23 protein-coding genes are annotated in these 22,459 nt (G+C 68.8%); 14 read left to right on the top strand and 9 right to left on the bottom strand.

Going from position 1 to position 22,459, the window contains the following annotated elements; translation table 11 throughout:
• The first annotated feature begins 31 nt into the window (after positions 1-31).
• The 3 genes from A5702_RS03055 to A5702_RS03065 all read left to right on the top strand — a co-directional run bounded on the left by A5702_RS03055 (position 32) and on the right by A5702_RS03065 (position 2,476).
• Positions 32-1,183, top strand: coding sequence for a uroporphyrinogen-III synthase (locus tag A5702_RS03055; RefSeq protein WP_068218148.1), 1,152 nt, complete (start codon positions 32-34; stop codon positions 1,181-1,183).
• The gene (locus A5702_RS03060) at positions 1,174-1,950 is read left to right on the top strand and encodes a sirohydrochlorin chelatase (RefSeq protein ID WP_068218150.1); all 777 of its coding nucleotides are present in this window, start codon (positions 1,174-1,176) and stop codon (positions 1,948-1,950) included. Before A5702_RS03055 ends, A5702_RS03060 begins: the two co-directional genes overlap by 10 nt.
• A 73-nt stretch (positions 1,951-2,023) precedes the next feature.
• Complete coding sequence (locus tag A5702_RS03065) at positions 2,024-2,476, top strand: hypothetical protein (protein WP_055402859.1); 453 nt, start codon at positions 2,024-2,026, stop codon at positions 2,474-2,476.
• On the opposite strand, the gene nirD is transcribed toward A5702_RS03065, so the two are convergent.
• On the bottom strand, positions 2,473-2,829 hold the full coding sequence (nirD, locus tag A5702_RS03070) for a nitrite reductase small subunit NirD (RefSeq protein WP_068218153.1): 357 nt from the start codon (positions 2,827-2,829) through the stop codon (positions 2,473-2,475). The two genes, A5702_RS03065 and nirD, sit on opposite strands and share 4 nt — an antisense overlap.
• Positions 2,826-5,405, bottom strand: coding sequence for a nitrite reductase large subunit NirB (gene nirB, locus A5702_RS03075; RefSeq protein WP_082955924.1), 2,580 nt, complete (start codon positions 5,403-5,405; stop codon positions 2,826-2,828). Before nirB ends, nirD begins: the two co-directional genes overlap by 4 nt.
• Before the next feature lie 227 nt (positions 5,406-5,632).
• Between nirB and A5702_RS03080 the strand changes: the two genes are divergently transcribed.
• Entirely contained in the window at positions 5,633-6,073 is a 441-nt protein-coding gene (locus tag A5702_RS03080; RefSeq protein WP_068218160.1) for an Hsp20 family protein, read from the top strand.
• 71 nt (positions 6,074-6,144) lie between these two features.
• On the opposite strand, the gene A5702_RS03085 is transcribed toward A5702_RS03080, so the two are convergent.
• Positions 6,145-6,903 carry an isocitrate lyase/phosphoenolpyruvate mutase family protein gene (locus A5702_RS03085; RefSeq protein WP_068218163.1) on the bottom strand — a complete coding sequence of 253 codons (759 nt, stop codon included), beginning with the start codon at positions 6,901-6,903 and terminating at the stop codon, positions 6,145-6,147.
• Positions 6,904-6,995: 92 nt separating this feature from the next.
• Between A5702_RS03085 and A5702_RS03090 the strand changes: the two genes are divergently transcribed.
• The 5 genes from A5702_RS03090 to A5702_RS26605 all read left to right on the top strand — a co-directional run bounded on the left by A5702_RS03090 (position 6,996) and on the right by A5702_RS26605 (position 11,143).
• Positions 6,996-7,292, top strand: a complete 297-nt coding sequence (locus A5702_RS03090; protein WP_055402848.1) for a hypothetical protein — start codon at positions 6,996-6,998, stop codon at positions 7,290-7,292.
• Positions 7,293-7,380: 88 nt separating this feature from the next.
• Positions 7,381-8,208, top strand: a complete 828-nt coding sequence (locus A5702_RS03095) for a hypothetical protein (protein WP_055402846.1) — start codon at positions 7,381-7,383, stop codon at positions 8,206-8,208.
• Between the two features lie 44 nt (positions 8,209-8,252).
• Positions 8,253-10,169 (top strand): fumarate reductase/succinate dehydrogenase flavoprotein subunit, encoded by a 1,917-nt coding sequence (locus tag A5702_RS03100; protein ID WP_067816987.1) that lies wholly within the window; start codon positions 8,253-8,255, stop codon positions 10,167-10,169.
• Positions 10,169-10,915 carry a succinate dehydrogenase/fumarate reductase iron-sulfur subunit gene (locus tag A5702_RS03105; protein WP_068218167.1) on the top strand — a complete coding sequence of 249 codons (747 nt, stop codon included), beginning with the start codon at positions 10,169-10,171 and terminating at the stop codon, positions 10,913-10,915. Before A5702_RS03100 ends, A5702_RS03105 begins: the two co-directional genes overlap by 1 nt.
• Before the next feature lie 72 nt (positions 10,916-10,987).
• A complete protein-coding gene (locus A5702_RS26605; protein ID WP_197281207.1) occupies positions 10,988-11,143 on the top strand; it encodes a hypothetical protein in 156 nt (51 codons plus the stop codon).
• A 6-nt stretch (positions 11,144-11,149) separates the two neighbouring features.
• Here A5702_RS26605 and A5702_RS03110 read toward each other — a convergent pair whose 3' ends face one another.
• Positions 11,150-11,638, bottom strand: a complete 489-nt coding sequence (locus A5702_RS03110) for a flavin reductase family protein (protein WP_068218170.1) — start codon at positions 11,636-11,638, stop codon at positions 11,150-11,152.
• 6 nt (positions 11,639-11,644) lie between these two features.
• On the bottom strand, positions 11,645-12,670 hold the full coding sequence (locus A5702_RS03115; protein ID WP_067816983.1) for an isopenicillin N synthase family oxygenase: 1,026 nt from the start codon (positions 12,668-12,670) through the stop codon (positions 11,645-11,647).
• Positions 12,671-12,872: 202 nt separating this feature from the next.
• On the opposite strand from A5702_RS03115, the gene A5702_RS03120 reads away from it, so the two are divergent.
• Complete coding sequence (locus A5702_RS03120; RefSeq protein ID WP_055402836.1) at positions 12,873-14,708, top strand: acyl-CoA dehydrogenase; 1,836 nt, start codon at positions 12,873-12,875, stop codon at positions 14,706-14,708.
• Positions 14,709-14,974: 266 nt separating this feature from the next.
• Here A5702_RS03120 and A5702_RS03125 read toward each other — a convergent pair whose 3' ends face one another.
• A complete protein-coding gene (locus A5702_RS03125; protein ID WP_055402834.1) occupies positions 14,975-16,321 on the bottom strand; it encodes an acetyl-CoA C-acetyltransferase in 1,347 nt (448 codons plus the stop codon).
• Positions 16,322-16,465: 144 nt separating this feature from the next.
• Between A5702_RS03125 and A5702_RS03130 the strand changes: the two genes are divergently transcribed.
• Positions 16,466-17,830 carry a 3-oxoacyl-ACP reductase gene (locus A5702_RS03130; protein WP_055402832.1) on the top strand — a complete coding sequence of 455 codons (1,365 nt, stop codon included), beginning with the start codon at positions 16,466-16,468 and terminating at the stop codon, positions 17,828-17,830.
• Positions 17,831-17,845: 15 nt separating this feature from the next.
• Positions 17,846-18,688: a MaoC/PaaZ C-terminal domain-containing protein gene (locus A5702_RS03135; protein WP_068218173.1), complete on the top strand. Its 843-nt coding sequence runs from the start codon at positions 17,846-17,848 to the stop codon at positions 18,686-18,688.
• A gap of 10 nt (positions 18,689-18,698) precedes the next feature.
• Here A5702_RS03135 and A5702_RS03140 read toward each other — a convergent pair whose 3' ends face one another.
• From A5702_RS03140 to A5702_RS03150, 3 genes are all read right to left on the bottom strand, one after another.
• Positions 18,699-19,949, bottom strand: a complete 1,251-nt coding sequence (locus tag A5702_RS03140; protein WP_068218176.1) for a chloride channel protein — start codon at positions 19,947-19,949, stop codon at positions 18,699-18,701.
• A gap of 16 nt (positions 19,950-19,965) precedes the next feature.
• Positions 19,966-20,619, bottom strand: coding sequence for a TetR/AcrR family transcriptional regulator (locus tag A5702_RS03145; protein ID WP_055402826.1), 654 nt, complete (start codon positions 20,617-20,619; stop codon positions 19,966-19,968).
• 87 nt (positions 20,620-20,706) lie between these two features.
• Complete coding sequence (locus A5702_RS03150; protein ID WP_068218179.1) at positions 20,707-21,843, bottom strand: glycoside hydrolase family 3 N-terminal domain-containing protein; 1,137 nt, start codon at positions 21,841-21,843, stop codon at positions 20,707-20,709.
• Positions 21,844-21,968: 125 nt separating this feature from the next.
• Between A5702_RS03150 and A5702_RS03155 the strand changes: the two genes are divergently transcribed.
• The gene (locus A5702_RS03155) at positions 21,969-22,178 is read left to right on the top strand and encodes a DUF2613 family protein (RefSeq protein ID WP_068218182.1); all 210 of its coding nucleotides are present in this window, start codon (positions 21,969-21,971) and stop codon (positions 22,176-22,178) included.
• Between the two features lie 82 nt (positions 22,179-22,260).
• Entirely contained in the window at positions 22,261-22,434 is a 174-nt protein-coding gene (locus tag A5702_RS03160; RefSeq protein ID WP_065443914.1) for a DUF2613 domain-containing protein, read from the top strand.
• The last annotated feature ends 25 nt before the right edge of the window (positions 22,435-22,459 follow it).

Raw genomic sequence — 22,459 nt, forward strand, 5'->3', positions numbered from 1 at the left:
GACCGAAATCTGACAGGCATACACAGGAAATATGGGCCAGCCCGACTCCCCGCCGCTGACCGGTTACCGCATCGCGGTGACCTCGAGTCGGCGCTCCGAGGAGCTCTGCGCGCTGCTCAGCCGCCAGGGTGCCGAGGTGTGCAGCGCGCCCGCGATCAACATGATCGCGCTGCCCGACGACGACGAACTGCACCGTAACACCGAGGCGTTGATCGCCGAGCCCCCCGACATCCTGGTCGCGCACACCGGCATAGGGTTTCGCGGCTGGCTGGCCGCGGCCGAGGGGTGGGGGCTGGTCAGCCCGCTGCTCAACGCACTGTCGTCCGCCCGGATCGTCTCGCGCGGCCCCAAGGCGACCGGCGCGCTGCGCGCCGCCGGCCTGCACGAGGAGTGGTCGCCGGAATCGGAGTCCTCGCAGGAGGTGCTGGAATACCTGCTCCGCTCGGGCGTGGCCGGGCAGCGGGTGGCCGTCCAGCTGCACGGCGCCGCCGACGCGTGGGACCCCTTCCCCGAATTCCTGGGCGGATTGCGCCTGGCCGGCGCCGAAGTGGTGCCCGTCCGGGTGTATCGGTGGAAGCCAACGCCGTTGGGCGGCACGTTCGATCAGCTCGTGATGGGGATCGCGGGGCGGCAGTTCGACGCCGTCACCTTCACCTCGGCGCCCGCGGCCGCGGCGGTGCTGGAGCGCAGCCGTGAGCTCGACGTCGAAGACCAGCTGCTGGGGGCGCTGCGCAGCGACGTGCACGCGATGTGCGTCGGCCCCGTGACGTCCAAGCCGCTGATCCGGAAGGGTGTGCCGACCTCATCGCCCGAACGAATGCGGTTGGGCGCCTTGGCCCGTCACGTCGCCGAGGAGCTGCCGCTGCTCGGTTCGTGCACCGTGCGGGCGGCCGGTCACACGGTCGACATCCGAGGCACGTGCGTGCTGGTGGACGGCTCGATCAAGGTGCTCTCGCCGTCCGGCATGGGGATATTGCGCGAGTTGGCGAAACGCCCGGGCGACGTTGTGGCGCGCGGTGACCTGCTGCGGGCGCTGCCCGGCAACAGCAACGACCCACACGCCGTCGACACCGCCGTGCTGCGGCTGCGAACGGCATTGGGCGACAAGAACATCGTCGCAACCGTGGTCAAGCGGGGCTACCGGCTGGCCACCGAACAACGGGTGGACGCGGCATGGCGCTGATCCTGGTCGCGCACGGCACCCGCCGGCCCGAGGGTGTGCGACAACTCGAAGAGCTTGCCGCGCAAGCGAGTTCGTTGACCAGCCGACCGGTAGAAGTCGCGTTCGTCGACGTGTTGGGCCCCACGCCCGGCGAGGTGCTGTCCCGGGTGCGGGCGACGGGCCGGCCCGCCATCGTGCTGCCGGCGTTTCTGTCGCGCGGCTACCACGTCCGCGCCGACCTGCCGGCCCACGTCGAGCAGAGCGGGCACCCCGAGGTCATCGTCACGCCGGCGCTCGGCCCGAGCGGTCAGATCGCCCGGATCGTCGGCGACCAGTTGGTCAAATGCGGTTGGCGACCGGGTGATTCGGTGATCCTCGCCGCGGCGGGCACGTCGGACCCCCAGGCGCGCGCCGATCTGCACACCACCGCGACGCTGGTGTCCGCGCTCACCGGGTCACGGGTGAGCCTCGCTTTCGCCGCCACCGGCGGCCCGCGGCTGCCCGAGGCGGTGGACCAGGCCAGGCACCGGGCGCGCGGCGACGCGCGCGTGGTGGTGGCCTCCTACCTGCTGGCCGACGGCCTGTTCCAGGAGCGGCTGCACGCCTGCGGCGCCGATCTGGTCAGCCGTCCGCTGGGCACCCATCCCGGCCTGGCGCGGCTGATCGCCAATCGTTTCCGCCGGGCCATGCCGCCGGTCCTGGCCCCCACCGCGCGGCACGCGTCGCGCCGATCGAGCGCGCAGCGCTTGGTCCACGGCCGGGCCTTGCGGCCGAATTCGGCGGCCTGACTGCGTTGACGCGAAGGCGCGCCGACGACCGGCGGCGCTTGATCTTTGGTCGGATTCCGACGATCCTGGCAGCATGCCCCGTCGCGAAGAGCCGTCGCGTGGGCTCCTTGACCCGGTCGCCAAGATGCTGCGGTTGCCGTTCGGCACACCGGAATTCATCGACCGGATCGTCACCGGCGGGGCCAACCAGGTGGGCCGGCAGACGCTGCGCATGCTGATCACCACCTGGGACGCCGCGGGCGGCGGCCCCTTCGCCGCGAGCGCGATCGCTTCCACCGGGATGGCCAAGACCGCCGAAACCGTGCAATCCATGTTCATCGGACCGGTTTTCGGCCCGCTGCTCAAGGTGCTCGGCGCCGACAAGGCCGCCACCCGGGCGTCGCTGTGCGCCTCGCAACTGGTCGGCCTCGGCATCATGCGCTACGGCATCCGCTCCGAGCCGCTGCACTCGATGTCCGTCGACGCGATCGTCGACGCCATCGGCCCGACGATGCAGCGCTATCTCGTCGGCGACATCACCCGCTAGGCGGCGAAGCGGCCGACCTGAACGAATCCGTCGGCGGTGACGCGCGCCGGGTACACCGGCACCGAGAAGTTCGGATCGTCCATGCAGGAACCGTCTTCCAACGAGAAGGCCTGCTTGAGGATCGGCGATTGCACCGCCACCCGGCCCCCGCGGTCGCCCACGATCCCGCGCGACAGCACCGCCGCGCCGGAGAACGGGTCGACGTTGCCCACCGCGCACACCGAGCCGTCGTCCAGCCGGAACAACGCCGCCTGGGAGCCGTCGTCGAGCAGCACGCCGACGCCCCGGCCCGGGATGAGACGGTCGTACTCGCAGGCCGTCGTCCACACCGCAATGTCGTTGAGAAGTGTCATGATTGATCTCCAGCTCCCGTACGGATCTTCGGCATGCCAATGGACACAGGGATTTTGCGCCCCGCGTGTTCGGTGAATTCCACGGTGGAATCGATTTCGTCCGGGGCGTTGACGAACGAGACGAACCGCGACAACTTGTCCGGGTCGTCGAGCACGCCCTTCCATTCACACTTGTAGTTCTGCACGTGCCGCTCCATGGCGGCCTCGAATTCCGCGGCCAGCCCCAGCGAGTCCTCGCACACGACCTCCCGCACGTGGTCGAGGCCGCCCTCGAGGGAATCGACCCACGGCGCCGTGCGCTGCAGCCGGTCCGCGGTGCGGATGTAGTACATGACGAACCGATCGACGTAGCGCACCAGCGTCTCGGTGTCCAGGTCGCTGGCCAACAACTGCGCGTGCTTGGGCGTCATGCCGCCGTTGCCGCCGACGTAGAGGTTCCAACCCTTTTCGGTGGCGATGACGCCGACGTCCTTGGACCGCGCCTCCGCACACTCCCGGGCGCAACCCGAAACGCCCATCTTGATCTTGTGCGGCGCCCGCAGGCCCCGGTAGCGCAGCTCCAGGTCGATGGCCAGCTGCACCGAATCCTGCTGACCGTAGCGGCACCAGTCGGTGCCGACGCAGCTCTTGACCGTGCGCAGCGCCTTGCCGTAGGCGTGGCCGGATTCCATCCCGCCGTCGACCAGCCGACGCCAGATCTCCGGCAGCTGGTCCACCCGGGCGCCGAACATGTCGATGCGCTGGCCGCCGGTGATCTTGGTGTAGAGGCCGAAGTCCTGGGCGATCTGCCCGATCAGGATCAGGTGCTCCGGCTTGATGTCACCACCGGGGACCCGCGGCACCACGGAGTAGCTGCCGTTCTTCTGGATGTTGGCCAGGAAGTGGTCGTTGGAGTCCTGCAGCGAGGCCTGCTCGCCGGAGAGAATGTGCTCCGAACCGGTGGAGGCCAGGATGGAGGCGACCACGGGTTTGCAGATGTCGCAACCCTTTCCGCGGCCGAAGCGCTCCAGCAGGCCGGAGAAGGTGCGGATCTCGGTGGCCGAGATGATCTCGAACAGCTCCGCGCGCGACTGGCTGAAGTGCTCGCACAGCGCCTTGGACTGTTCGACGCCCTCGGCCTCCAGCAGCTGCTTGAGCAGGGGCACGCACGAACCGCACGACGTGCCGGCCGCCGTGCACGACTTCAGCGACGGGACGTCGGCGCAGCCGTCGGCGATCGCGCACTTCAGGTCGCCCTTGGTCACGTTGTTGCACGAACAGATCTGCGCGTTGTCCGGCAGCGCCCCGATTCCCAGCGCCGGCGCGTCGCCGGAAACGGGGGCGATCAGCGCGAGCGGATCCTCCGGCAGCTCGCTGCCGACCATCGGCCGCAACACCCCGTACGACGAGGCATCGCCCACCAGGACGCCGCCCAGCAGGGTCTTGGCGTCGTCGGAGAGCACCAGCTTGGCGTAGGTTCGCTTGACCGCGTCGTTGATGGCGACCTCGAGGCAGTTCTCGGTCACCCCCATCGCGTCGCCGAAGCTGGCGACGTCGACACCGAGCAGCTTCAGCTTGGTCGACAGGTCCGCCTCGCCGAATTCCGCGGCGCCGTCCAACAACCGGTCGGCCACCACCTCGGCAGAGGTGTAACCGGGCCCCACCAGGCCGTAGCAGCGGCCACCGATCGCGGCGACCTCACCGATCGCATAGATGTCGGGATCGCTTGTGCGGCAAGCTAAGTCGGTGAGCACACCGCCGCGCTCGGCGAGCGCCAGGCCGGCCTGACGGGCCAGCTCGTCGCGCGGGCGGATGCCGGCCGCGAAGATGACCAGCCCGGCGTCGACGACCTCGCCGTCGCTCAGCCGCACCCGCACCGACGACACCCCGTCCGAGTGGTCGATCGCCTCGATCGACTCGGTGCCCGTGCCCACGTGCACCTCGATGCCCAGGTCGCCGATCATCTTGGCCAGCAGCGCGCCGCCACCCTCGTCGATCTGTTGGGCCATCAGCCGCGGCATCATCTCGACGACGTGCGTTTGTAAACCGAACTGGCGCAATGCATTAGCGGCTTCCAGCCCCAGCAGCCCACCGCCGATGACCACGCCCGCCGGGGTACGGCCGGCCGCCACGGTGCGCTGGGCGTCGGCCCGGATGGCGTCGAGGTCGTCGAGGGTGCGATAGACGTGGCACGCGGCCAGCTCGTGGCCGGGCACCGGCGGAACGAACGCGTAGGAACCGGTGGCCAGCACCAGCGCGTCGTAACCGTGCCGCTGCCCGTCGGCCGTCAGCACCGACTTCGCTTCCCGGTCGATCTCGGTGACGCGGGTGTTCAAGACCAACCGCACCCGCTCGTCACCCGCGTAGTCGTTGCCCGGCAGCGCCAGCAGCTTGCGATCCCAGCTCTCGGTGTACGAGGTCAGCCCCACCCGGTCGTAAGCCGCGTCGGCCTCCTCGGCGAAAACCGTTATGCGCCAAGATCCCTCGGTGTCGCGCGCCCTGAGCGCCTCGACAAACCGGTGCCCCACCATGCCGTGCCCGACTACGACGATGTGACGGCCCGCACAGTGCGCACGCGAAATCCCGTCTGCAGCCATGGGTTTGAGGTTAGCGGCCGGAAATTACCGCGATTTCGCCCAATGTGACGGTCCTATGACGAGGATCTCACAACTCACAGGGAGCCCTGTGAATATTCGTTCGCCCACGGCGAACGCCTAGGTGGAACTTTAGCGTGGTCGACTCATGTTTGAACCTATAGCCGGCCGGAAGGGCGCCGGACACAGCAGATCCACAACAAAGCTCAAGGAAGTACAAGGAGATCGCCATGAGTAACCTCGCACTGTGGTCGCGACCGGCCTGGGACACCGACCGGTGGCTGCGCGACTTCTTCGGCCCCGCCGCCGCATCGGACTGGAACAAGCCGGTGACCAGCGGATTCAACCCCGCCGCGGAGGTCGTCAAGGACGGCGAGGACGCGGTCGTACGCGTCGAACTGCCGGGTGTTGACGTCGACAAGGACGTCAACGTCGAGGTCGACCGCGGCCGACTCGTCATCCACGGCGAACGCCGGGACGAGCACGCCGACGAGAAGGACGGACGCACCCTGCGTGAGGTCCGGTACGGATCATTCCGCCGATCGTTCGCCCTGCCCGCCCACGTCACCGGGGAAGCCATCACGGCCTCCTACGACGCCGGGGTGCTGACCGTGCGGGTCACCGGCGCGTACGCCGGAAACCAGCCGCAGCGGATCGCGATCACCAAGTAATAGGTGGGCAACGAACCGGCGGGGTCACCGACCCCGCCGGATTCGCCTGTCCCACAATGGTTTCCGCAGGGCTAGGCCCAGCGGGCCAGCAACTCGTTGGCCCGGGAGGCCAGCGCCGCCTGCAAGAACGGGGCGAAGCTGATCCTGGCGACACCCAGCGGCCCGAACGACGCCGGGTCGTCCTGGTCGGGCAGCGCGATCGCGTTGACCGGAAGCGGCAGCTCTGCGGCCAAGCGCCGCAACGTCTCCGGGTCGTGGCGGCCCACCGGGTACAGCACGTCGGCCCCCGCGGCCGCCGCCAGCGCCAACCGGTCCACCGCGCGCTCGACGCGATCCGCCGGGTCGCCGTCCTGGCGCAGGAACAGATCGGTCCGTGCGTTGATCACGACATGCACCCCGGCCGCGTCGGCGGCCGACCGCAGCGCACCGACCAATTCGGCGTGCTCGCCGGCGGATCGCAGGCGCTTCCCCTCCGAGTGGACGGTGTCCTCGACGTTGAGCCCCACCGCGCCCACGCTCAACAATCCCTCGATCAGCCGCTCGGCCGCGAGCCCGTACCCGGATTCGATGTCCACCGACACCGGAACGCCGACCGCGGCGGTGATCTGAGCGACCCGGGCCAGCACGTCGTCGAACGACATGCCCTCGCCGTCCGGCTTGCCGATGGAATCGGCCAGCGGGTGGCTGCCCACGGTGAGCGCGGCGAAGCCGGCGCCGGTGGCGAGGCGGGCCGACCAGGCATCCCACACCGTCGGCAGGATCACCGGGTCGCCCGGGCGGTGCAGGGCGAGTAGCGCGGTGGCGCGGTCGGCGGCGGTGTGGCCTGTCATGCGTCCGACATTAGGCCGCCGCGGTGGCTACTATCGGGGGCGTACTGTGATCCGCAACACCGTCTGCCCCTGAAAACTAAGTAGGAGATCCGTTGAGCACCGCGACTGAACTCGCCGAACTTCACGACCTCATCGGCGGCCTGCGGCGGTGCGTGGGCTCCCTGAAGAGTCGCTACGGCGACAGCCCGGCGATGCGGCGCATCGTCATCGACGCCGACCGGATCATCTCCGACGTCGAAATGCTCGACACCGACATAGCGGAGTTGGACCTGGCGCGCGCCACCGTGCAGCAGTCCGGCGAGAAGATCGTCATTCCCGACACCCAGTACGACAGCGAATTCTGGCGCGATGTCGACGACGAGGGTGTCGGGGGTCACAACCGGTCCTGACAACCTCGAATAACCCAAGCCCCCCGGAAATGAGGGGGTCCTCTCTGTGTACCCTTCGACCAACAGCCCGTTCGAAGAGGAACACTAGATGAGCGCACCCACGGCGAACCGTCCTGCGTCAGGTGTCTTTTCACCCACGCGCGCCCGCATCCCGCAACGGACCCTACGCACCGACCGGTGGTGGATGTCGCCGCTGCGGATCGATTTGGGCTTCGCCGCGTTCCTGATCTACGCGACCGCGCGCGCGTTCCAGCAGGATTACTTCTTCGTTCCTAAGTACCACTACCTCACGCCCTTCTACTCGCCCTGCGTGAGCAAGGCCTGCGGCGAGGCCGGCGACTTCTGGCCCCAGATCCTGCCCGACGTGTGGTGGTTGCCGTACGCGGCGCTGACGCTGCCGTTCCTGCTGCTGTTCCGGCTCACCTGCTACTACTACCGCGGCGCCTACTACCGCACGGTGTGGCAGTCGCCCAGCGCCTGCGCCGTCGCCGAACCACGGGTCCACTACACCGGCGAGACCCGGTTCCCGCTGATCATCCAGAACAGCCACCGGTACTTCTTCTACATCGCCGGCATCATCTCGGTGATCAACACCTACGACGCGATCATCGGTTTCCACTCCGACTCCGGCCCGCACGGCTTCGGGTTCGGGTTGGGCAACCTGATCATGGTGGGCAACGTCATCATGCTGTGGATCTACACGCTGTCGTGCCATTCCTGCCGGCACGTGACGGGCGGGCGGCTCAAGCACTTCTCCAAGCACCCTGTGCGGTACTGGATCTGGACCCAGGTCAGCAACATCAACACCCGGCACAAGATGTACGCCTGGATCACGCTGGGCACCCTGATGCTCACCGATTTCTACATCGCGCTGGTGGCCAGCAACACGATTCCTGACCTGAGATTTGTTGGCTGAAAAGCGATTCGAAGAACAATCAGACGTAGCTAGCGAGGGTTTCCATGGTTGAGGTCGAACGGCATGCCTACGACGTAGTCGTCATCGGTGCCGGCGGCGCGGGGCTGCGTGCGGTCATCGAGGCGCGGGAACGCGGCCTCAAGGTCGCGGTGGTGTGCAAGTCGCTGTTCGGCAAGGCCCACACGGTCATGGCCGAGGGCGGCTGCGCGGCGTCGATGGGCAACACCAACCCGAAAGACAACTGGAAGACCCACTTCGGCGACACGATGCGTGGTGGGAAGTTCCTGAACAACTGGCGGATGGCCGAGCTGCACGCCAAGGAGGCCCCGGACCGCGTCTGGGAGCTGGAAACCTATGGCGCACTGTTCGATCGCCTCAAGGACGGCAAGATCAGCCAGCGCAACTTCGGCGGGCACACCTACCCGCGGCTGGCGCACGTCGGTGACCGCACCGGCCTCGAGCTGATCCGCACCATGCAGCAGAAGATCGTTTCGCTGCAGCAGGAGGACTACGCCGAACTCGGCGACTACGAGGCGCGCATCCGGGTGTTCGCGGAATGCACCATCACCGAGCTGATCAAGGACGGCGACGCGATCGCCGGGGCGTTCGGTTACTGGCGCGAGAGCGGCAACTTCGTCCTGTTCGAGGCGCCGGCCGTGGTGCTGGCCACCGGCGGCATCGGCAAGTCGTTCAAGGTCACCTCGAACTCCTGGGAGTACACCGGCGACGGGCACGCGCTGGCCCTGCGGGCGGGCGCGTCGCTGATCAACATGGAGTTCGTGCAGTTCCACCCGACCGGCATGGTGTGGCCGCCGAGTGTGAAGGGGATCCTCGTCACCGAGGGCGTTCGCGGCGACGGCGGGGTGCTGAAGAACTCCGACGACAAGCGCTTCATGTTCGACTACATCCCGCCGGTGTTCAAGGGCCAGTACGCCGAAACCGCGCAAGAGGCCGACCAGTGGCTCAAGGACAACGACTCGGCCCGTCGCACCCCGGACCTGCTGCCGCGCGACGAGGTCGCGCGCGCGATCAACTCGGAGGTCAAGGCCGGCCGGGGCACCCCGCACGGCGGGGTGTACCTCGACATCGCGTCCCGGCTGACGCCCGAAGAGATCAAGCGGCGGCTGCCGTCGATGTACCACCAGTTCAAGGAGCTGGCCGGGGTCGACATCACCAAGGAGCCGATGGAAGTCGGTCCCACCTGTCACTACGTGATGGGCGGCGTCGAGGTGGACGCCGACACCGGCGCCGCGACGGTCCCGGGCCTGTTCGCCGCGGGCGAGTGCTCCGGGGGCATGCACGGCTCCAACCGGCTGGGCGGCAACTCGCTGTCGGACCTGTTGGTCTTCGGCCGGCGGGCCGGCCTGGGCGCGGCCGACTACGTGCGGGCGCTGAGCAGCCGTCCGACCATCTCGGCCGACGCCGTCGAGACCGCGGCGAAGAGGGCGCTGTCCCCCTTCGAAGGACCGGCCGACGGCGCGCCGGCGGAGAACCCCTACACGCTGCAGCTCGAGCTGCAGCAGTCGATGAACGACCTGGTGGGCATCATCCGCAAGGCCGACGAGGTCTCCGAGGCCCTCGCGCGGCTCGACAAGCTTCGCGAGCGGTTCAAGAACATGCACGTCGACGGCGGCCGCCAGTACAACCCCGGCTGGAACCTGGCCATCGATCTGCGCAACATGCTGCTGGTCAGCGAGTGCGTCGCCAAGGCCGCGCTGGAGCGCACCGAAAGCCGCGGCGGGCACACCCGCGACGACCACCCCGCGATGGACTCGGGCTGGCGCAAGGTGCTGCTGGTGTGCCAGGCCGCCGGGGGCGACGAGGTGATTCCCGACATCAGCATCACCCGCAAGGACCAGGTGCCGATGCGACCGGATCTGCTGGAGCTCTTCGAGATCTCCGAGCTGGAGAAGTACTACACCGACGACGAGCTGGCCGAGCATCCAGGACGGAGAGGCTAATGACCTACAACGCGACCATGCGTGTGTGGCGCGGTGACGATGCCAGCGGCGCGCTGCAGGACTTCACGGTTGAGGTCAACGAGGGCGAGGTGGTGCTCGACATCATCCACCGCCTGCAACAGACCCAGACGCCCGACCTGGCGGTGCGGTGGAACTGTAAGGCGGGCAAGTGCGGCTCGTGCTCGGCGGAGATCAACGGGGTGCCGCGGTTGCTGTGCATGACCCGGATGTCCACGTTCGCCGAGGACGAGGTGGTGACGGTGACGCCGCTGCGGACCTTCCCGGTGATCCGCGACCTGGTCACCGACGTCTCGTTCAACTACGAGAAGGCGCGCGAGATCCCCGCGTTCGCGCCGCCGAAGGACCTGCAGCCGGGCGAGTACCGGATGGCGCAGGCCGACGTGCAGCGCTCGCAGGAGTTCCGCAAGTGCATCGAGTGCTTCCTGTGCCAGAACGTGTGCCACGTGGTCCGCGACCACGAGGAGAACAAGAAGGCGTTCGCCGGCCCGCGCTTCTTGATGCGGATCGCCGAGCTCGAGATGCATCCGCTGGACACGCTGGACCGGCGCAACCAGGCTCAGGAGGAACACGGCCTGGGCTACTGCAACATCACCAAGTGCTGCACCGAGGTCTGCCCGGAGAACATCAAGATCACCGACAACGCGCTGATCCCGATGAAAGAGCGGGTCGCCGACCGCAAGTACGACCCGGTGGTGTGGCTGGGCGACAAGCTGTTCCGCCGCTGACCTGGCGTTAGCCCTTCCGGTGCGCCGGGTACCCGCATAGCAACCCAAACTCCGAAAGGCAGCGTGGGAGATATGCGAGAAACCACCAGCGTCAACGAAATTCGAACCGCCATCCGCGAGCTGTCCGTCCGCGCCGATCTCGCGCACAAGGACGGCCGTCACGACGACGCCGCGGAAATCGAGCAACGGATAGCGGGCTTCCGGGCGGAACTCAGCCGGCGCCCGTAGCCGCGGTCAGGCGCCGAGGCGCCGGAACGTGCTGCGGTGGAACACGATCGGCGCCACGTCGGCGTCGATGGTCACTTCCTTGACCCGAAGCACCACGATGGTGTGATCGCCGGCCGGAATCAACTGTTCGATAGCGCTTTCCAGCCACAGGCCGGTGCCCTTGATGAACACCGCGCCGCTCTCCCGGGATTCCGTTTCCAGGCCCGCGAACCTGTCGCCGGTCTTGGCGGCCAGGGCGCGCGCGGCCGCGTCGTGTGCCTCGCCGAGCACGCTGATGCCCAGCATGGGCAGGTCTTTGAGCTTGGGCCAGGTCATCGACGTGTTCTGGACGCAGAACGACACGAGCGGCGGCTCCAGGGAGACCGGAACGAAGGTGCTGGCCGCCAGGCCTTCCCGGGTGCCCTGGACTTCGGCGGCGATGGCGACCACCCCGGACGGGAAGTGGCCGAAGGCCTCACGAAGTGTGGACGGTGTCAGGTTCGTGTGCGCGTTCACCGGAATTCATTCGCCCCTTGAGCCGAGAACGGGATTCTCGTCCCCGACCCTACCCGCCGAATGTCCGTGCGCCGAAGCCACATCGGGGTGCGCGCGCAACCGGCTCTTCCACGCGTTGCGTCCGTAGACGGAGAAGATCGGGTCGGCGGGATCGGTCACCCGGCGGGCGCGTGCCCGCAGCTCGGGCGGCAACGTCAGCACGGGGATCTGGGCGTCCAGCCGCGGGTTGAAGAAATACGGCACCGAGATGCGGTCGGCCGGCTGCCCGTCCAGGTTCACCCGGTGCTCGGTGGCCCGCAGGTAGCCGCCGGTCGCCACCTCGAGCAGTTCGCCGATGTTGACGACGAATGCGCCGTCCAGGGGCGGCACGTCGACCCACTCCCCGGTATCGGGCCTGCGCACCTGCAGGCCGCGGCTGCCCGGCTCGGCCAGCAGCAGTGTCAGCACCCCGGAGTCCTTGTGCGGGCCCACGCCCTGCGACGAGGCGGCGCTGCGCGGATAGCGCACGATCTTGATCAGCGTGGCGGGCGTTTCGGCGAAGGCGGCGTCGAAGACGTCGCCCGGGCTGCCCAGCGAGGCCGCCCAGTGCCGAAGCAGGGTGCGGGCGACGGCGGACAGCGCGGCGTCCCACTCGGCGATGATGCCCGGCAGCTCGGGCAACGCGTCCGGCCACTGGTTGGGCCCCTGCAGCCACAGGTAGTCGGGCTTGCCGGGCGCCGCGATCGGGGCGCGCTCGGGTCCGATGTCGATCTGCTCGCGCCAGTCCACTCGGCCGCGGGTCAGCTCGCCGCCCATCCGGGTGTAGCCACGAAAGTGCGGGCTGCGCACCATGGCCACCGCCTCCTTGTCGGCCGCGGGCAGCTCGAACAGCCGGCGGGCCGCCGCCAGCACGCGGGCCGACAGCTCGTCGGGCACGGCATGGCCGGTCAGGTAGAAGAAGCCCACCTCGTGCGCGGCCTCGCGCAACCCCCGCCGCAGCTGGGCCTCCGACGTGCGCAGATCCACCACCGGCAGGGTGGTGATGCATCCCATAGTTTGAGATCCGTTTCGTTATCGGCGCAGGTCAGAGGCTCCGGTCGGGCTTCCCAACCGGTTGGTTACTTAGACAGTGAAATTTAGCTCACATTGACTTGCGTTGAAGTTGTCGAGAGCGTTATTTTATCGGTGTTACTGGTGGGTAACTTAGAAGTAGTACCCAACCACGAGTGGCATTCTCAACGAGGAGGAAACCGTAGTGAGCCACTACAAGAGCAACGTCCGTGACCAGGTATTCAACCTGTTCGAGGTCTTGGGCGTTGAGCAGGCTTTGGGCGCCGGCGACTACAGCGATCTGGATGTCGACACCGCCCGCGAAATGTTGACCGAGATCAGCCGGCTGGCCGAGGGGCCCATCGCCGAGTCGTTCGTGGAGGGTGACCGCAACCCGCCGGTCTTCGACCCGAAGACCCACTCGGTGACGCTGCCGGAGGCCTTCAAGAAGTCGGTTCGCGCGGTTACCGAGGCCGGCTGGGACAAGGTCGGTATCGACGAGGTCCTCGGCGGCATGCCGATGCCCCGCGCGCTGGTGTGGGCGCTGCACGAGCACCTGCTCGGCGCCAACCCGGCCGTGTGGATGTACGGCGGCGGCGCCGGCTTCGCCAACATCCTGTACCACCTCGGCACCGAGGAGCAGAAGAAGTGGGCCGTGATCTGCGCCGAGCGCGGATGGGGCTCCACCATGGTGCTCACCGAGCCGGACGCCGGTTCCGACGTCGGCGCCGGGCGGACCAAGGCGATCAAGCAGGACGACGGCTCGTGGCACATCGAGGGCGTGAAGCGATTCATCACCTCGGCCGACTCCGGCGACCTGTTCGAGAACATCTTCCACCTGGTGCTGGCGCGCCCCGAGGGCGCGGGCCCGGGCACCAAGGGCCTGTCGCTGTTCTTCGTGCCCAAGTTCCTGTTCGACTTCGAGACCGGCGAGCTGGGCGAGCGCAACGGCGTCTTCGTGACCAACGTCGAGCACAAGATGGGCCTGAAGGTTTCGGCCACGTGTGAGCTGTCCTTCGGCCAGCACGACGTGCCCGCCAAGGGCTGGCTGGTCGGCGAGGTGCACAACGGCATCGCGCAGATGTTCGAGGTCATCGAGCAGGCCCGCATGATGGTCGGCACCAAGGCCATCGCGACCCTGTCGACCGGCTACCTGAACGCGCTGGAGTACGCCAAGTCCCGCGTGCAGGGCGCCGACATGACGCAGATGACCGACAAGACCGCGCCGCGGGTGACCATCACGCACCACCCCGACGTGCGCCGGTCGCTGATGACCCAGAAGGCCTACGCCGAGGGTTTGCGCGCGCTGTACCTCTACACCGCGACCTACCAGGACGCGGCGGTGGCGCAGGCGGTGCACGGCGTGGACGCCGAGCTCGCCGTCAAGGTCAACGACCTGATGCTGCCGGTGGTCAAGGGCGTCGGCTCCGAGCAGGCCTACGCCAAGCTCACCGAGAGCCTGCAGACCTTCGGTGGGTCCGGCTTCCTGCAGGACTACCCGATCGAGCAGTACATCCGGGACGCCAAGATCGACTCCCTCTACGAGGGCACCACGGCCATCCAGGCGCAGGACTTCTTCTTCCGCAAGATCGTCCGCGACAAGGGTGTGGCGCTGGCCCACGTGTCGGGCGAGATCCAGAAGTTCGTGGACAGCGAGTCCGGCAACGGCCGGCTCAAGTCCGAGCGCGAGCTGCTGGCCAAGGCCCTGGCCGACGTCCAGGCCATGGCGGCCACGCTGACCGGCTACCTGATGGCCGCGCAGGAGGACGTGACCAGCCTCTACAAGGTGGGTCTGGGCTCGGTGCGCTTCCTGATGAGCGTCGGCGACCTGGTCATCGGCTGGTTGCTGCAGCGCCAGGCGGCCGTCGCCGTGCAGGCGCTGGATGCCGGCGCCAGCGGCGAAGAGCGGTCCTTCTACGAGGGCAAGGTCGCGGTGGCCTCGTTCTTCGCGAAGAACTTCCTGCCGTTGCTGGCCAGCACCCGCGAGGTGATCGAGACGCTGGACAACGACATCATGGAGCTCGACGAAGCCGCCTTCTGACCGGCAAAGCAAAAGCCCCGCTTCCCGAAGGAAGCGGGGCTTTCGCTTGTCCCGACACCGACACAAAAAGGCCGCCGCTGGATCCCCTCACTCCAGCGGCGGCCATTTTCGTACGCCCGTCCGCGCTGACCGGCGGTCGTTCCAGGGATGCCCCGTATTGCCGTCGGGGTCGGGGGGTCAGACCACAACACGGGGTCATCCGCGCTTACGGGTACCCCGCAGCCCCGATCGCTAACCCGGTGTGACGGATTTCATGAAGCGGTCGGTCAGGCCTCCAGAAGCGCGGCCACACCCTGGCCGCCGGCGGCGCAGATGGAGACCAGGGCCCGCAACGGCTTGCCGGCGCCACCCTTCTGCTCCGCCTTCTTCTGGGCGAGTTGCTTGGCCGCCTGGGCCAGGATCCGCCCGCCGGTGGCGGCGAAGGGGTGGCCGGCGGCCAGCGAGGAGCCGTTGACGTTCAGCTTGGACCGGTCGATCGACCCCAGCGCCGCGTCGAGGCCCAGCCGCTCCTTGCAGTAGTCCTCCGACTCCCAGGCCTGCAGGTGCGCCAGGACCACCGAGGCGAAGGCCTCGTGGATCTCGTAAAAATCGAAGTCCTGCAGGCTCAGCCCGTTGCGGGCCAGCAACCGCGGTACGGCGTAGGTGGGCGCCATCAGCAGGCCGTCGCGGCCGTTGACGTAGTCGACGGCCGCGGTCTCCGCGTCCACCAGGAAGGCCAGCGGCGTGACCGAATGCGCGCTCGCCCAGTCCTCGCTGGCCAGCAGCGCAACCGAGGCGCCATCGGTCAGCGGGGTCGAGTTGCCCGCCGTCATCGTCGCGTCGCCGTTCTTCACGCCGAACACCGGCTTGAGCTTGGCCAGCTTCTCCGCCGACGAGTCCGGGCGCAGGTTGTCGTCGCGGTACAGCCCGAGGAACGGGGTGACCAGGTCGTCGAAGAAGCCCCGGTCGTAGGCGGCGGCCATGTTGCGGTGGCTGGCGGCGGCCAGCTCGTCCTGGTCGACGCGCTTGATGCCCATCTCCTTGGCGGTGATCGCCTGGTGCTCGCCCATGGACAGCCCGGTGCGCGGCTCGCTGTTGACCGGGATCTGGATCCCGACGTTGGCGGGCAGCGTGCCGACCAGCCTCAGCCGCTCGACGTTGGACTTGGACCGGCGCAGCTTGAGCAGGGTGCGGCGCAGGTTGTCGCCCAGGGCGATCGGCGGGTCGGAGGTGGTGTCCACGCCGCCGGCGGCCGCCACCTCGTAGCGCCCGGCCGCGATGCCGTCGGCCGCGGCGATGGCCGCCTGCAGGCCGGTGCCGCAGGCCTGCTGCAGGTCGAACGCCGGGGTGTACGACGACAGCTCGGAGCCCAGCACACATTCGCGCGTGAGGTTGAAGTCCCGGCTGTGCTTGAGCACGGCGCCGCCGACCACCGCGCCCAGCCGCTCGCCCGCCAGCCCGAAGCGGTCAACCAGCCCGCCGAGCGCCGCGGTGAGCATGTCCTGATTAGACGCCTCGGCGTAGGCGCCGTCGGACCGGGCGAACGGGATCCGGTTGCCGCCCAGGACGGCGACTCGCCGCCGCTGCGAACTGCGCTGGTTGCTTGCCTCGGAACTTGCAGGGGCCACTGTCATCTCCGTGTTATCTGGGGTCTATCGGTTTGGGGTCGCCCGTCTGGGCCATACTACCCACTGTTCTTACTCTGAAGTAAGTTCGTCCTCGATACGGTTGTGCGGTAGGCATACCCCGACTTCGAAAGAATATGGAAGGTAGCTCCGGTGGCTCCCAAGGTGTCCTCCGATCTGTTCTCTCAGATCGTCAATTCCGGTCCTGGATCGTTTCTCGCCAAGCAGCTCGGGGTCCCGCAACCCGAGACGCTGCGCCGCTACTCCCCCGGCGATCCGCCCCTGGCCGGGGCGCTGCTGATCGGCGGTGAGGGCCGGGTGGTCGAACCGCTGCGCGCCGCCCTGGCCAAGGACTACGACCTGGTGGGCGACAACCTCGGTGGCCGCTGGGCCGACCAGTTCGGCGGCCTGGTCTTCGACGCCACCGGCATCACCACCCCGGAGGGGCTGCGGGGGCTCTACGAGTTCTTCACGCCCCTGCTGCGCAACCTGGGCCATTCCGCGCGGGTCGCGGTGGTCGGCACCACGCCCGACGCCGCCGCCAGCCCGTACGAGCGGATCGCTCAGCGCGCGCTGGAGGGATTCACCCGCTCGCTGGGCAAGGAGCTGCGCAATGGCGCCACGGTGGCGCTGGTGTACGTGTCGCCCGACGCCAAGCCCGCCGCGACGGGCCTGGAATCGACCATGCGGTTCATCCTGTCGGCCAAGTCCGCCTACGTCGACGGCCAGGTCTTCTACGTCGGTGAGGCCGACTCCACCCCGCCGGCCGACTGGGACCGGCCGCTCGACGGCAAGGTCGCGATCGTGACCGGCGCGGCGCGCGGCATCGGCGCGACCATCGCGGAGGTGTTCGCCCGCGACGGCGCCCGCGTGGTCGCGATCGACGTCGAGTCGGCCGCCGAGACGCTGGCCGAGACGGCCAGCCGCGTCGGCGGCACCGCGCTGTGGCTCGACGTCACCGCGGACGACGCCGTCGACAAGATCACCGAGCACCTGCGCGAGCACCACGGCGGACGCGCCGACGTCCTGGTCAACAACGCCGGCATCACCCGCGACAAGCTGCTGGCCAACATGGACGACGCCCGCTGGGACGCGGTCCTGGCCGTCAATCTGCTTGCGCCACTGCGGCTTACCGAAGGCCTGGTGGGCAACGGCAGCATCGGCGAAGGCGGCCGGGTGATCGGGTTGTCCTCGATGGCCGGCATCGCGGGCAACCGCGGGCAGACCAACTACGCGACCACCAAGGCCGGGATGATCGGCCTCACCCAGGCGCTGGCGCCGGAGCTGTACGGCAAGGGCATCACGATCAACGCGGTCGCACCCGGTTTCATCGAGACGCAGATGACGGCCGCCATTCCGTTGGCCACCCGCGAGGTGGGCCGCCGGATGAACTCGCTGCTGCAGGGCGGGCAACCCGTGGACGTCGCGGAGGCCATCGCCTACTTCGCCAGCCCGGCGTCAAACGCGGTGACGGGCAACGTCATTCGCGTCTGCGGCCAGGCCATGCTGGGCGCCTAGGTCGAGGAGAACCCGATGAACCAGCCAAGCGGCCTGAAGAACATGCTGCGCGCGGCGGCCGGGGCACTGCCGGTGGTGCCCCGCGGGAACCAGCTGCCCACGCGCACCGTGGAGATCGATGAACTACCCATCGACCAGACGAACGTGGCCGAGTACGCGGCCGTAACCGGCCTGCGGTACGGCAACAACGTGCCGCTCACGTACCCGTTCGCGCTGACCTTCCCGACGATGATGTCGCTGGTGACCGGGTTCGACTTTCCTTTCGCCGCAATGGGTTCGGTGCACGTCGAAAACCACATCACGCAATACCGGCCGATCGCGGTCACCGACACCGTCGGCGTGCAGGTGCACGCGGAGAACCTGCGCGAGCACCGCAAAGGCCTGCTGGTCGACCTGGTGACCGAGGTGAGCGTCGGCAACGACACCGCCTGGCGCCAGGTGACCACCTTCCTGCACCAGCAACGCACCAGCCTGTCCGACGAGCCCAAGCCGCCGCCGCAGAAGCAACCGAAGCTGCCCCCGCCGAGCACCGTCGTGCGCGTCAGCCCCGGCCTGATCCGGCGTTACGCCGCCGTCGGCGGGGATCACAACCCGATCCACACCAACCCGATCGCCGCCAAGCTGTTCGGCTTCCCCACCGTCATCGCGCACGGAATGTTCAGCGCCGCAGCGGTATTGGCCAACATCGAGGCGCGGTTGCCGGATGCCGTGAAGTACTCGGTGAAGTTCGGCAAGCCGCTGGTGTTGCCCGGCACCGCGGGGCTCTACATCGACGAAAGCCATGACGGCTGGGACATTTCGCTGCGCAACATCGCCAAGGGTTACCCGTACCTGACCGGCACGGTCCGGGCGGTTTAGTGCTGGGGCACTAGCCGGAATGTGTCGGGCCGCGGCCCTTGGCCAGGACTTTCAGGCCGTGGGCGCTGGTCGCCGTCAGCAGGAACAGCAGAAACAACCACGCCGGCGGCCGGGCGAGTTCCCAGACGAAGATCGCCGCCCAGATCGGTGAGCCCTGGGTGACCGCGAGCACCCCGGCCGCCCCCGCCAACGACACCGCCGGCACGTGCAAGTGGGTGCCGGCCGCCCAGTTGATCGTCAGCACCAGCGCCGCACCGGCGGCCGCGCCGGTGGCCAGCGAGGGCGTCAGCATGCCGCCGGCGCCGCCGGCACGCAGGAACAACGCAGTCAGCAACGGTTTGAGGGCCAAGATGGCCAGCGCCGATACCAGCGTCATGCCGCTGGCCAGGCTGACCGTCAGGATGCTTCGGCCGTTGCCGGGCAACTCGGGCCACCAATGCGAGCAGATGCCCATCACCAGGCCGGCGCCCGCGAGCGCGGGGACCAGCACCCAGTTCCGCATCGGCGTGGCCGGCCGGGCCGCCGCCATCAACCGGCTGAAGGCCAGCCCCACCGCGAGGGTCAGCGGCGCCAGCAGCAGCCCGTGCGCGGTCAGCAGGTAGGTCGACTCGCCCACCGGCCACTGCAGGTTGGGCTCGTCGCGGGTGACCGCCGAGCCGACGGCGACCGCCAGGCTCGAGGTGATGAACGCCGCGCCCACCGCCCGCGGACGCCAGGTGTTGAGCAGGATCCGCACCGAGAACAGCGCGCCGGCCAGCGGGACGGCGTAGACGGCGCCCAGCCCGGCGCCTGCCGCGCAGGCCAGCAGCACCTCGCGATCGGATGGCGAGAGCCGCTTGAGCCAACCGGTCCCGAAATCGCCCAGGGCCGCGGCGAATTGGCGCGGGGCGCCCTCCCGCCCGAGGGACGCCCCGGAACCGACGAGCAGCACCTGCAGCATGGCGTCGACGCTCCAGGCCAGCCGAGGTATCCGCTCGCGGCGTTCAATGGTTTCCGCCAGCGGCGGCACGTCGGTCCTGCTCCGCAACAGCCACCACCCGATCGCGGCCAACGCACCGCCGATCATCGGCCCCAGGGCGCGGCGCACCGGGCTGCTGGCGGCGACGCCGGCGAGCAGCGCGCCGAAGGTGTAGTGATACGTGACGTGCTGGACGAAGCGCAGCACGTACGTCGTCGCCAACCCGGCGGCCCCGGCCAGCAACCCGACGATGACTACGGCGCAGAAGAAGTCGACGTTTGGGCGCGCGGGCGGTCGAGCCACATGACGAATGTAGGGGCTAGCGGCCGGCGGCGCCGGGCCCGCCCTGCTCGGGCCGGGCCGCGACGGCGGCCTCCCGCTCCTCCGGGGCGCCCCGGAGCCCATGCCAGAACAGGTTGATCATCAGCTCGGCTGCCTCGTCGGCGTCGATGTCACCGATGCTGAGCTGGTTGGCGGTGGCCTCGCCGGCGCCCACCAGCGCCACGGCCATCATCTCGTGCTCGCGGTCGGTGCGTGGGGTGCGACTGCCGGCCCGCACCAGCCCCGCGACCAGCTCGATGATCTTTTCGCGTCCCTCACGCACCATGTGGGCGAACGCCTGCGAGCTGGTGGCCTGCGTGTACATCACGATCCACGACGCCCGGTTGGCGTCGATGTAGCGCATGAACGCCACGATGGTGTTGCGCAGCAGGTCTTTCGGGCTTTGGGTGAAGTCGATGTCGGCGCGGACCGCATCGATGAACCGGCCCATCTCCCGGTTCAGGCAGGCGCCGAACAGGTCTTCCTTGGAGCCGTAGTACAGGTACAGCATCGGCTTGGAGATCTGCGCCTCGGCGGCGATGGCGTCCATCGACGTCTCGTGGTAGCCGTTGACCGAAAACATCTGCACCGCGGCGTCGAGCATCTGCTGTTCGCGGACAGCGCGCGGTAACCGCTTGGTGCCACCGGCCATCGCTTGCCTCTCTAGCCCGTCTATCTGACTCCAGGGTAAGCAACGGCGGGGTCCCGCACACGGCTAGTGCCAATGGCGGTGACCCGCTTAGTGGCCGCAGGCGGGGCTGCGGCCCTTCATCGCCGCCACCCGCCCGAGCGCCTCGTCGACCCGCGGCGCGGGCAGCTCGCCGGCGGCGACCGCCTTCTGCAGGCGGTCCAGGACCGCGGGCACCTCGTCGGTGGTGACCCAGAGCGCGACGTCGGTGCCGGCCTGCAGGGTGCGCAGCACCGCCTCGGCGACGCCGTAGCGGTCCGAGATGGCGCCCATGCTGGACAGGTCGTCGGTGAACACCGGGCCGTTGAAGGGCGGGGCGCCGTAACCGACCCCGTCGCGCAGCAACCGCACCGCGGCGGCGCTCAGGCTGGCCGGGTCGTCGCCGGTCAGCCCGGGCACCTGCAGGTGACCCAGCATCACCGCGACCGGGGCCGCGGTCACCAGCGTCCGGTAGGGCACCAGGTCGACGTTCTGCAGGTCGCTCAGCGGCGGCGTCACCACCCCGCCGGTGTGCGAGTCGCCCGAGCCGTGCCCGTGGCCGGGGAAGTGCTTGAGCACCGGCAGCAGGCCGGCGTCCCGCAGGCCCTGCGCGTACGCCCCGGCGTAGGCGGTGACCGTGTTGGGATCGCCACCGAACGAGCGGTCCCCGATGACGCCGGTGCTGGAATCGGTGACGTCGACGACGGGGGCGAAGTCGATGGTGATGCCCAGGTCGTGCATCTTCTTGCCGCGCTCGGCCGCCAGGTCGTGGACCTGGGCGACGGTCTGGGTCTGCGCCAGCTCCCGGGGCGAGGGGGCCGAGCCGATCAACGCCCGCAACCGCGATACCCGGCCGCCCTCCTCGTCGACGCTGACCGCCAGCGGAAGCGGCCCGGCCTTCGCCGCGATGTCGGCCAGCGGGCCCTTGAAGATCGACAGGTCCGTCCAGCTGCCGATGAAAAGGCCACCGACGTGGTAGCCGTCGACCACCGACCGGGCGTCGTCGGCGTTTTTCACGCCCACCATCAACAGTTGGGCCAGCTTGTCGCGGACAGGGAGCGTCGTGACGTCACCGCACGCCGGTGGGGCGGCCGCCGGCTTGCTGACCGAGGTCGACGACGGGCCGGGCGGGTGGCCGGTGTGGTGAGCGCAGCCCGCCACCAAAGCCGACACGAAGGCGAGCACGGCCAGGGTGCGCGAAAATGACATCGGGCCATGCTTTCATGGCGCTATCCGGGCCTCTGGATCTGGGGAGCGACGAGGTTTCGTCGGGGGTTTTCTTCTTCGGGTGCGGGGGCACTCCTGGGCTGGTGCCAGCGGGGCTAGGGGGCAAGATGCCAGCGAAGACCGGTTTCGCCCTGGCCGCGGCGGCCAGCATCGCGGTGGGTCTGTCGGTCGGCGTCGCGACGACCGTCGGCGTCACGCTGGCCGTCGCCGACCACGGTGCGGTCCCGGTGCGGGCCGGTCCGGCCGCGCTGATCCCGCTCGGGCCACACCAGGTGCAATACGGCGACCGGTGTTTTCACGGGCACTGTCTGCCCTGACGAGCGGCTCGGGACGCCGAGGGCGCTTCTGCTAGGTTGGCGCTAAGCCGCCGTTTTCCCAGATGCCATAGAGGAGCCGTTGATGAACCGGATCATTGCGCCCGCCGCCGCGAGCGTGGTGGTCGGTCTGTTGCTCGGCGCGGCAGCGATTTTCGGGATCACCTTGATGGTGCAGCAGGACACGAAACCGCCACTCCCCGGGGGCGATCCGCAGTCGTCAGTGCTCAACCGGGTCGAGTACGGCAACCGTAGCTAGCGGCGATCGCAAGCGCGGCGCAGCC

The organism is Mycobacterium sp. E3339 (assembly GCF_001666915.1).
Taxonomy (GTDB): domain Bacteria; phylum Actinomycetota; class Actinomycetes; order Mycobacteriales; family Mycobacteriaceae; genus Mycobacterium.

Coding starts and splice junctions, on each gene's coding strand:
- A5702_RS03155 (WP_068218182.1), top strand. CDS start 21,969: ATGCCAGCGAAGACCGGTTTCGCCCTGGCCGCGGCGGCCAGCATCGCG.
- A5702_RS03105 (WP_068218167.1), top strand. CDS start 10,169: ATGACCTACAACGCGACCATGCGTGTGTGGCGCGGTGACGATGCCAGC.
- A5702_RS03145 (WP_055402826.1), bottom strand. CDS start 20,619: ATGGCCGGTGGCACCAAGCGGTTACCGCGCGCTGTCCGCGAACAGCAG.
- A5702_RS03095 (WP_055402846.1), top strand. CDS start 7,381: ATGAGCGCACCCACGGCGAACCGTCCTGCGTCAGGTGTCTTTTCACCC.
- A5702_RS03125 (WP_055402834.1), bottom strand. CDS start 16,321: ATGACAGTGGCCCCTGCAAGTTCCGAGGCAAGCAACCAGCGCAGTTCG.
- A5702_RS03150 (WP_068218179.1), bottom strand. CDS start 21,843: ATGTCATTTTCGCGCACCCTGGCCGTGCTCGCCTTCGTGTCGGCTTTG.
- A5702_RS03055 (WP_068218148.1), top strand. CDS start 32: ATGGGCCAGCCCGACTCCCCGCCGCTGACCGGTTACCGCATCGCGGTG.
- A5702_RS26605 (WP_197281207.1), top strand. CDS start 10,988: ATGCGAGAAACCACCAGCGTCAACGAAATTCGAACCGCCATCCGCGAG.
- A5702_RS03085 (WP_068218163.1), bottom strand. CDS start 6,903: ATGACAGGCCACACCGCCGCCGACCGCGCCACCGCGCTACTCGCCCTG.
- A5702_RS03135 (WP_068218173.1), top strand. CDS start 17,846: ATGAACCAGCCAAGCGGCCTGAAGAACATGCTGCGCGCGGCGGCCGGG.
- A5702_RS03100 (WP_067816987.1), top strand. CDS start 8,253: ATGGTTGAGGTCGAACGGCATGCCTACGACGTAGTCGTCATCGGTGCC.
- nirD (WP_068218153.1), bottom strand. CDS start 2,829: ATGACACTTCTCAACGACATTGCGGTGTGGACGACGGCCTGCGAGTAC.
- nirB (WP_082955924.1), bottom strand. CDS start 5,405: ATGGCTGCAGACGGGATTTCGCGTGCGCACTGTGCGGGCCGTCACATC.
- A5702_RS03160 (WP_065443914.1), top strand. CDS start 22,261: ATGAACCGGATCATTGCGCCCGCCGCCGCGAGCGTGGTGGTCGGTCTG.
- A5702_RS03115 (WP_067816983.1), bottom strand. CDS start 12,670: ATGGGATGCATCACCACCCTGCCGGTGGTGGATCTGCGCACGTCGGAG.
- A5702_RS03060 (WP_068218150.1), top strand. CDS start 1,174: ATGGCGCTGATCCTGGTCGCGCACGGCACCCGCCGGCCCGAGGGTGTG.
- A5702_RS03065 (WP_055402859.1), top strand. CDS start 2,024: ATGCCCCGTCGCGAAGAGCCGTCGCGTGGGCTCCTTGACCCGGTCGCC.
- A5702_RS03080 (WP_068218160.1), top strand. CDS start 5,633: ATGAGTAACCTCGCACTGTGGTCGCGACCGGCCTGGGACACCGACCGG.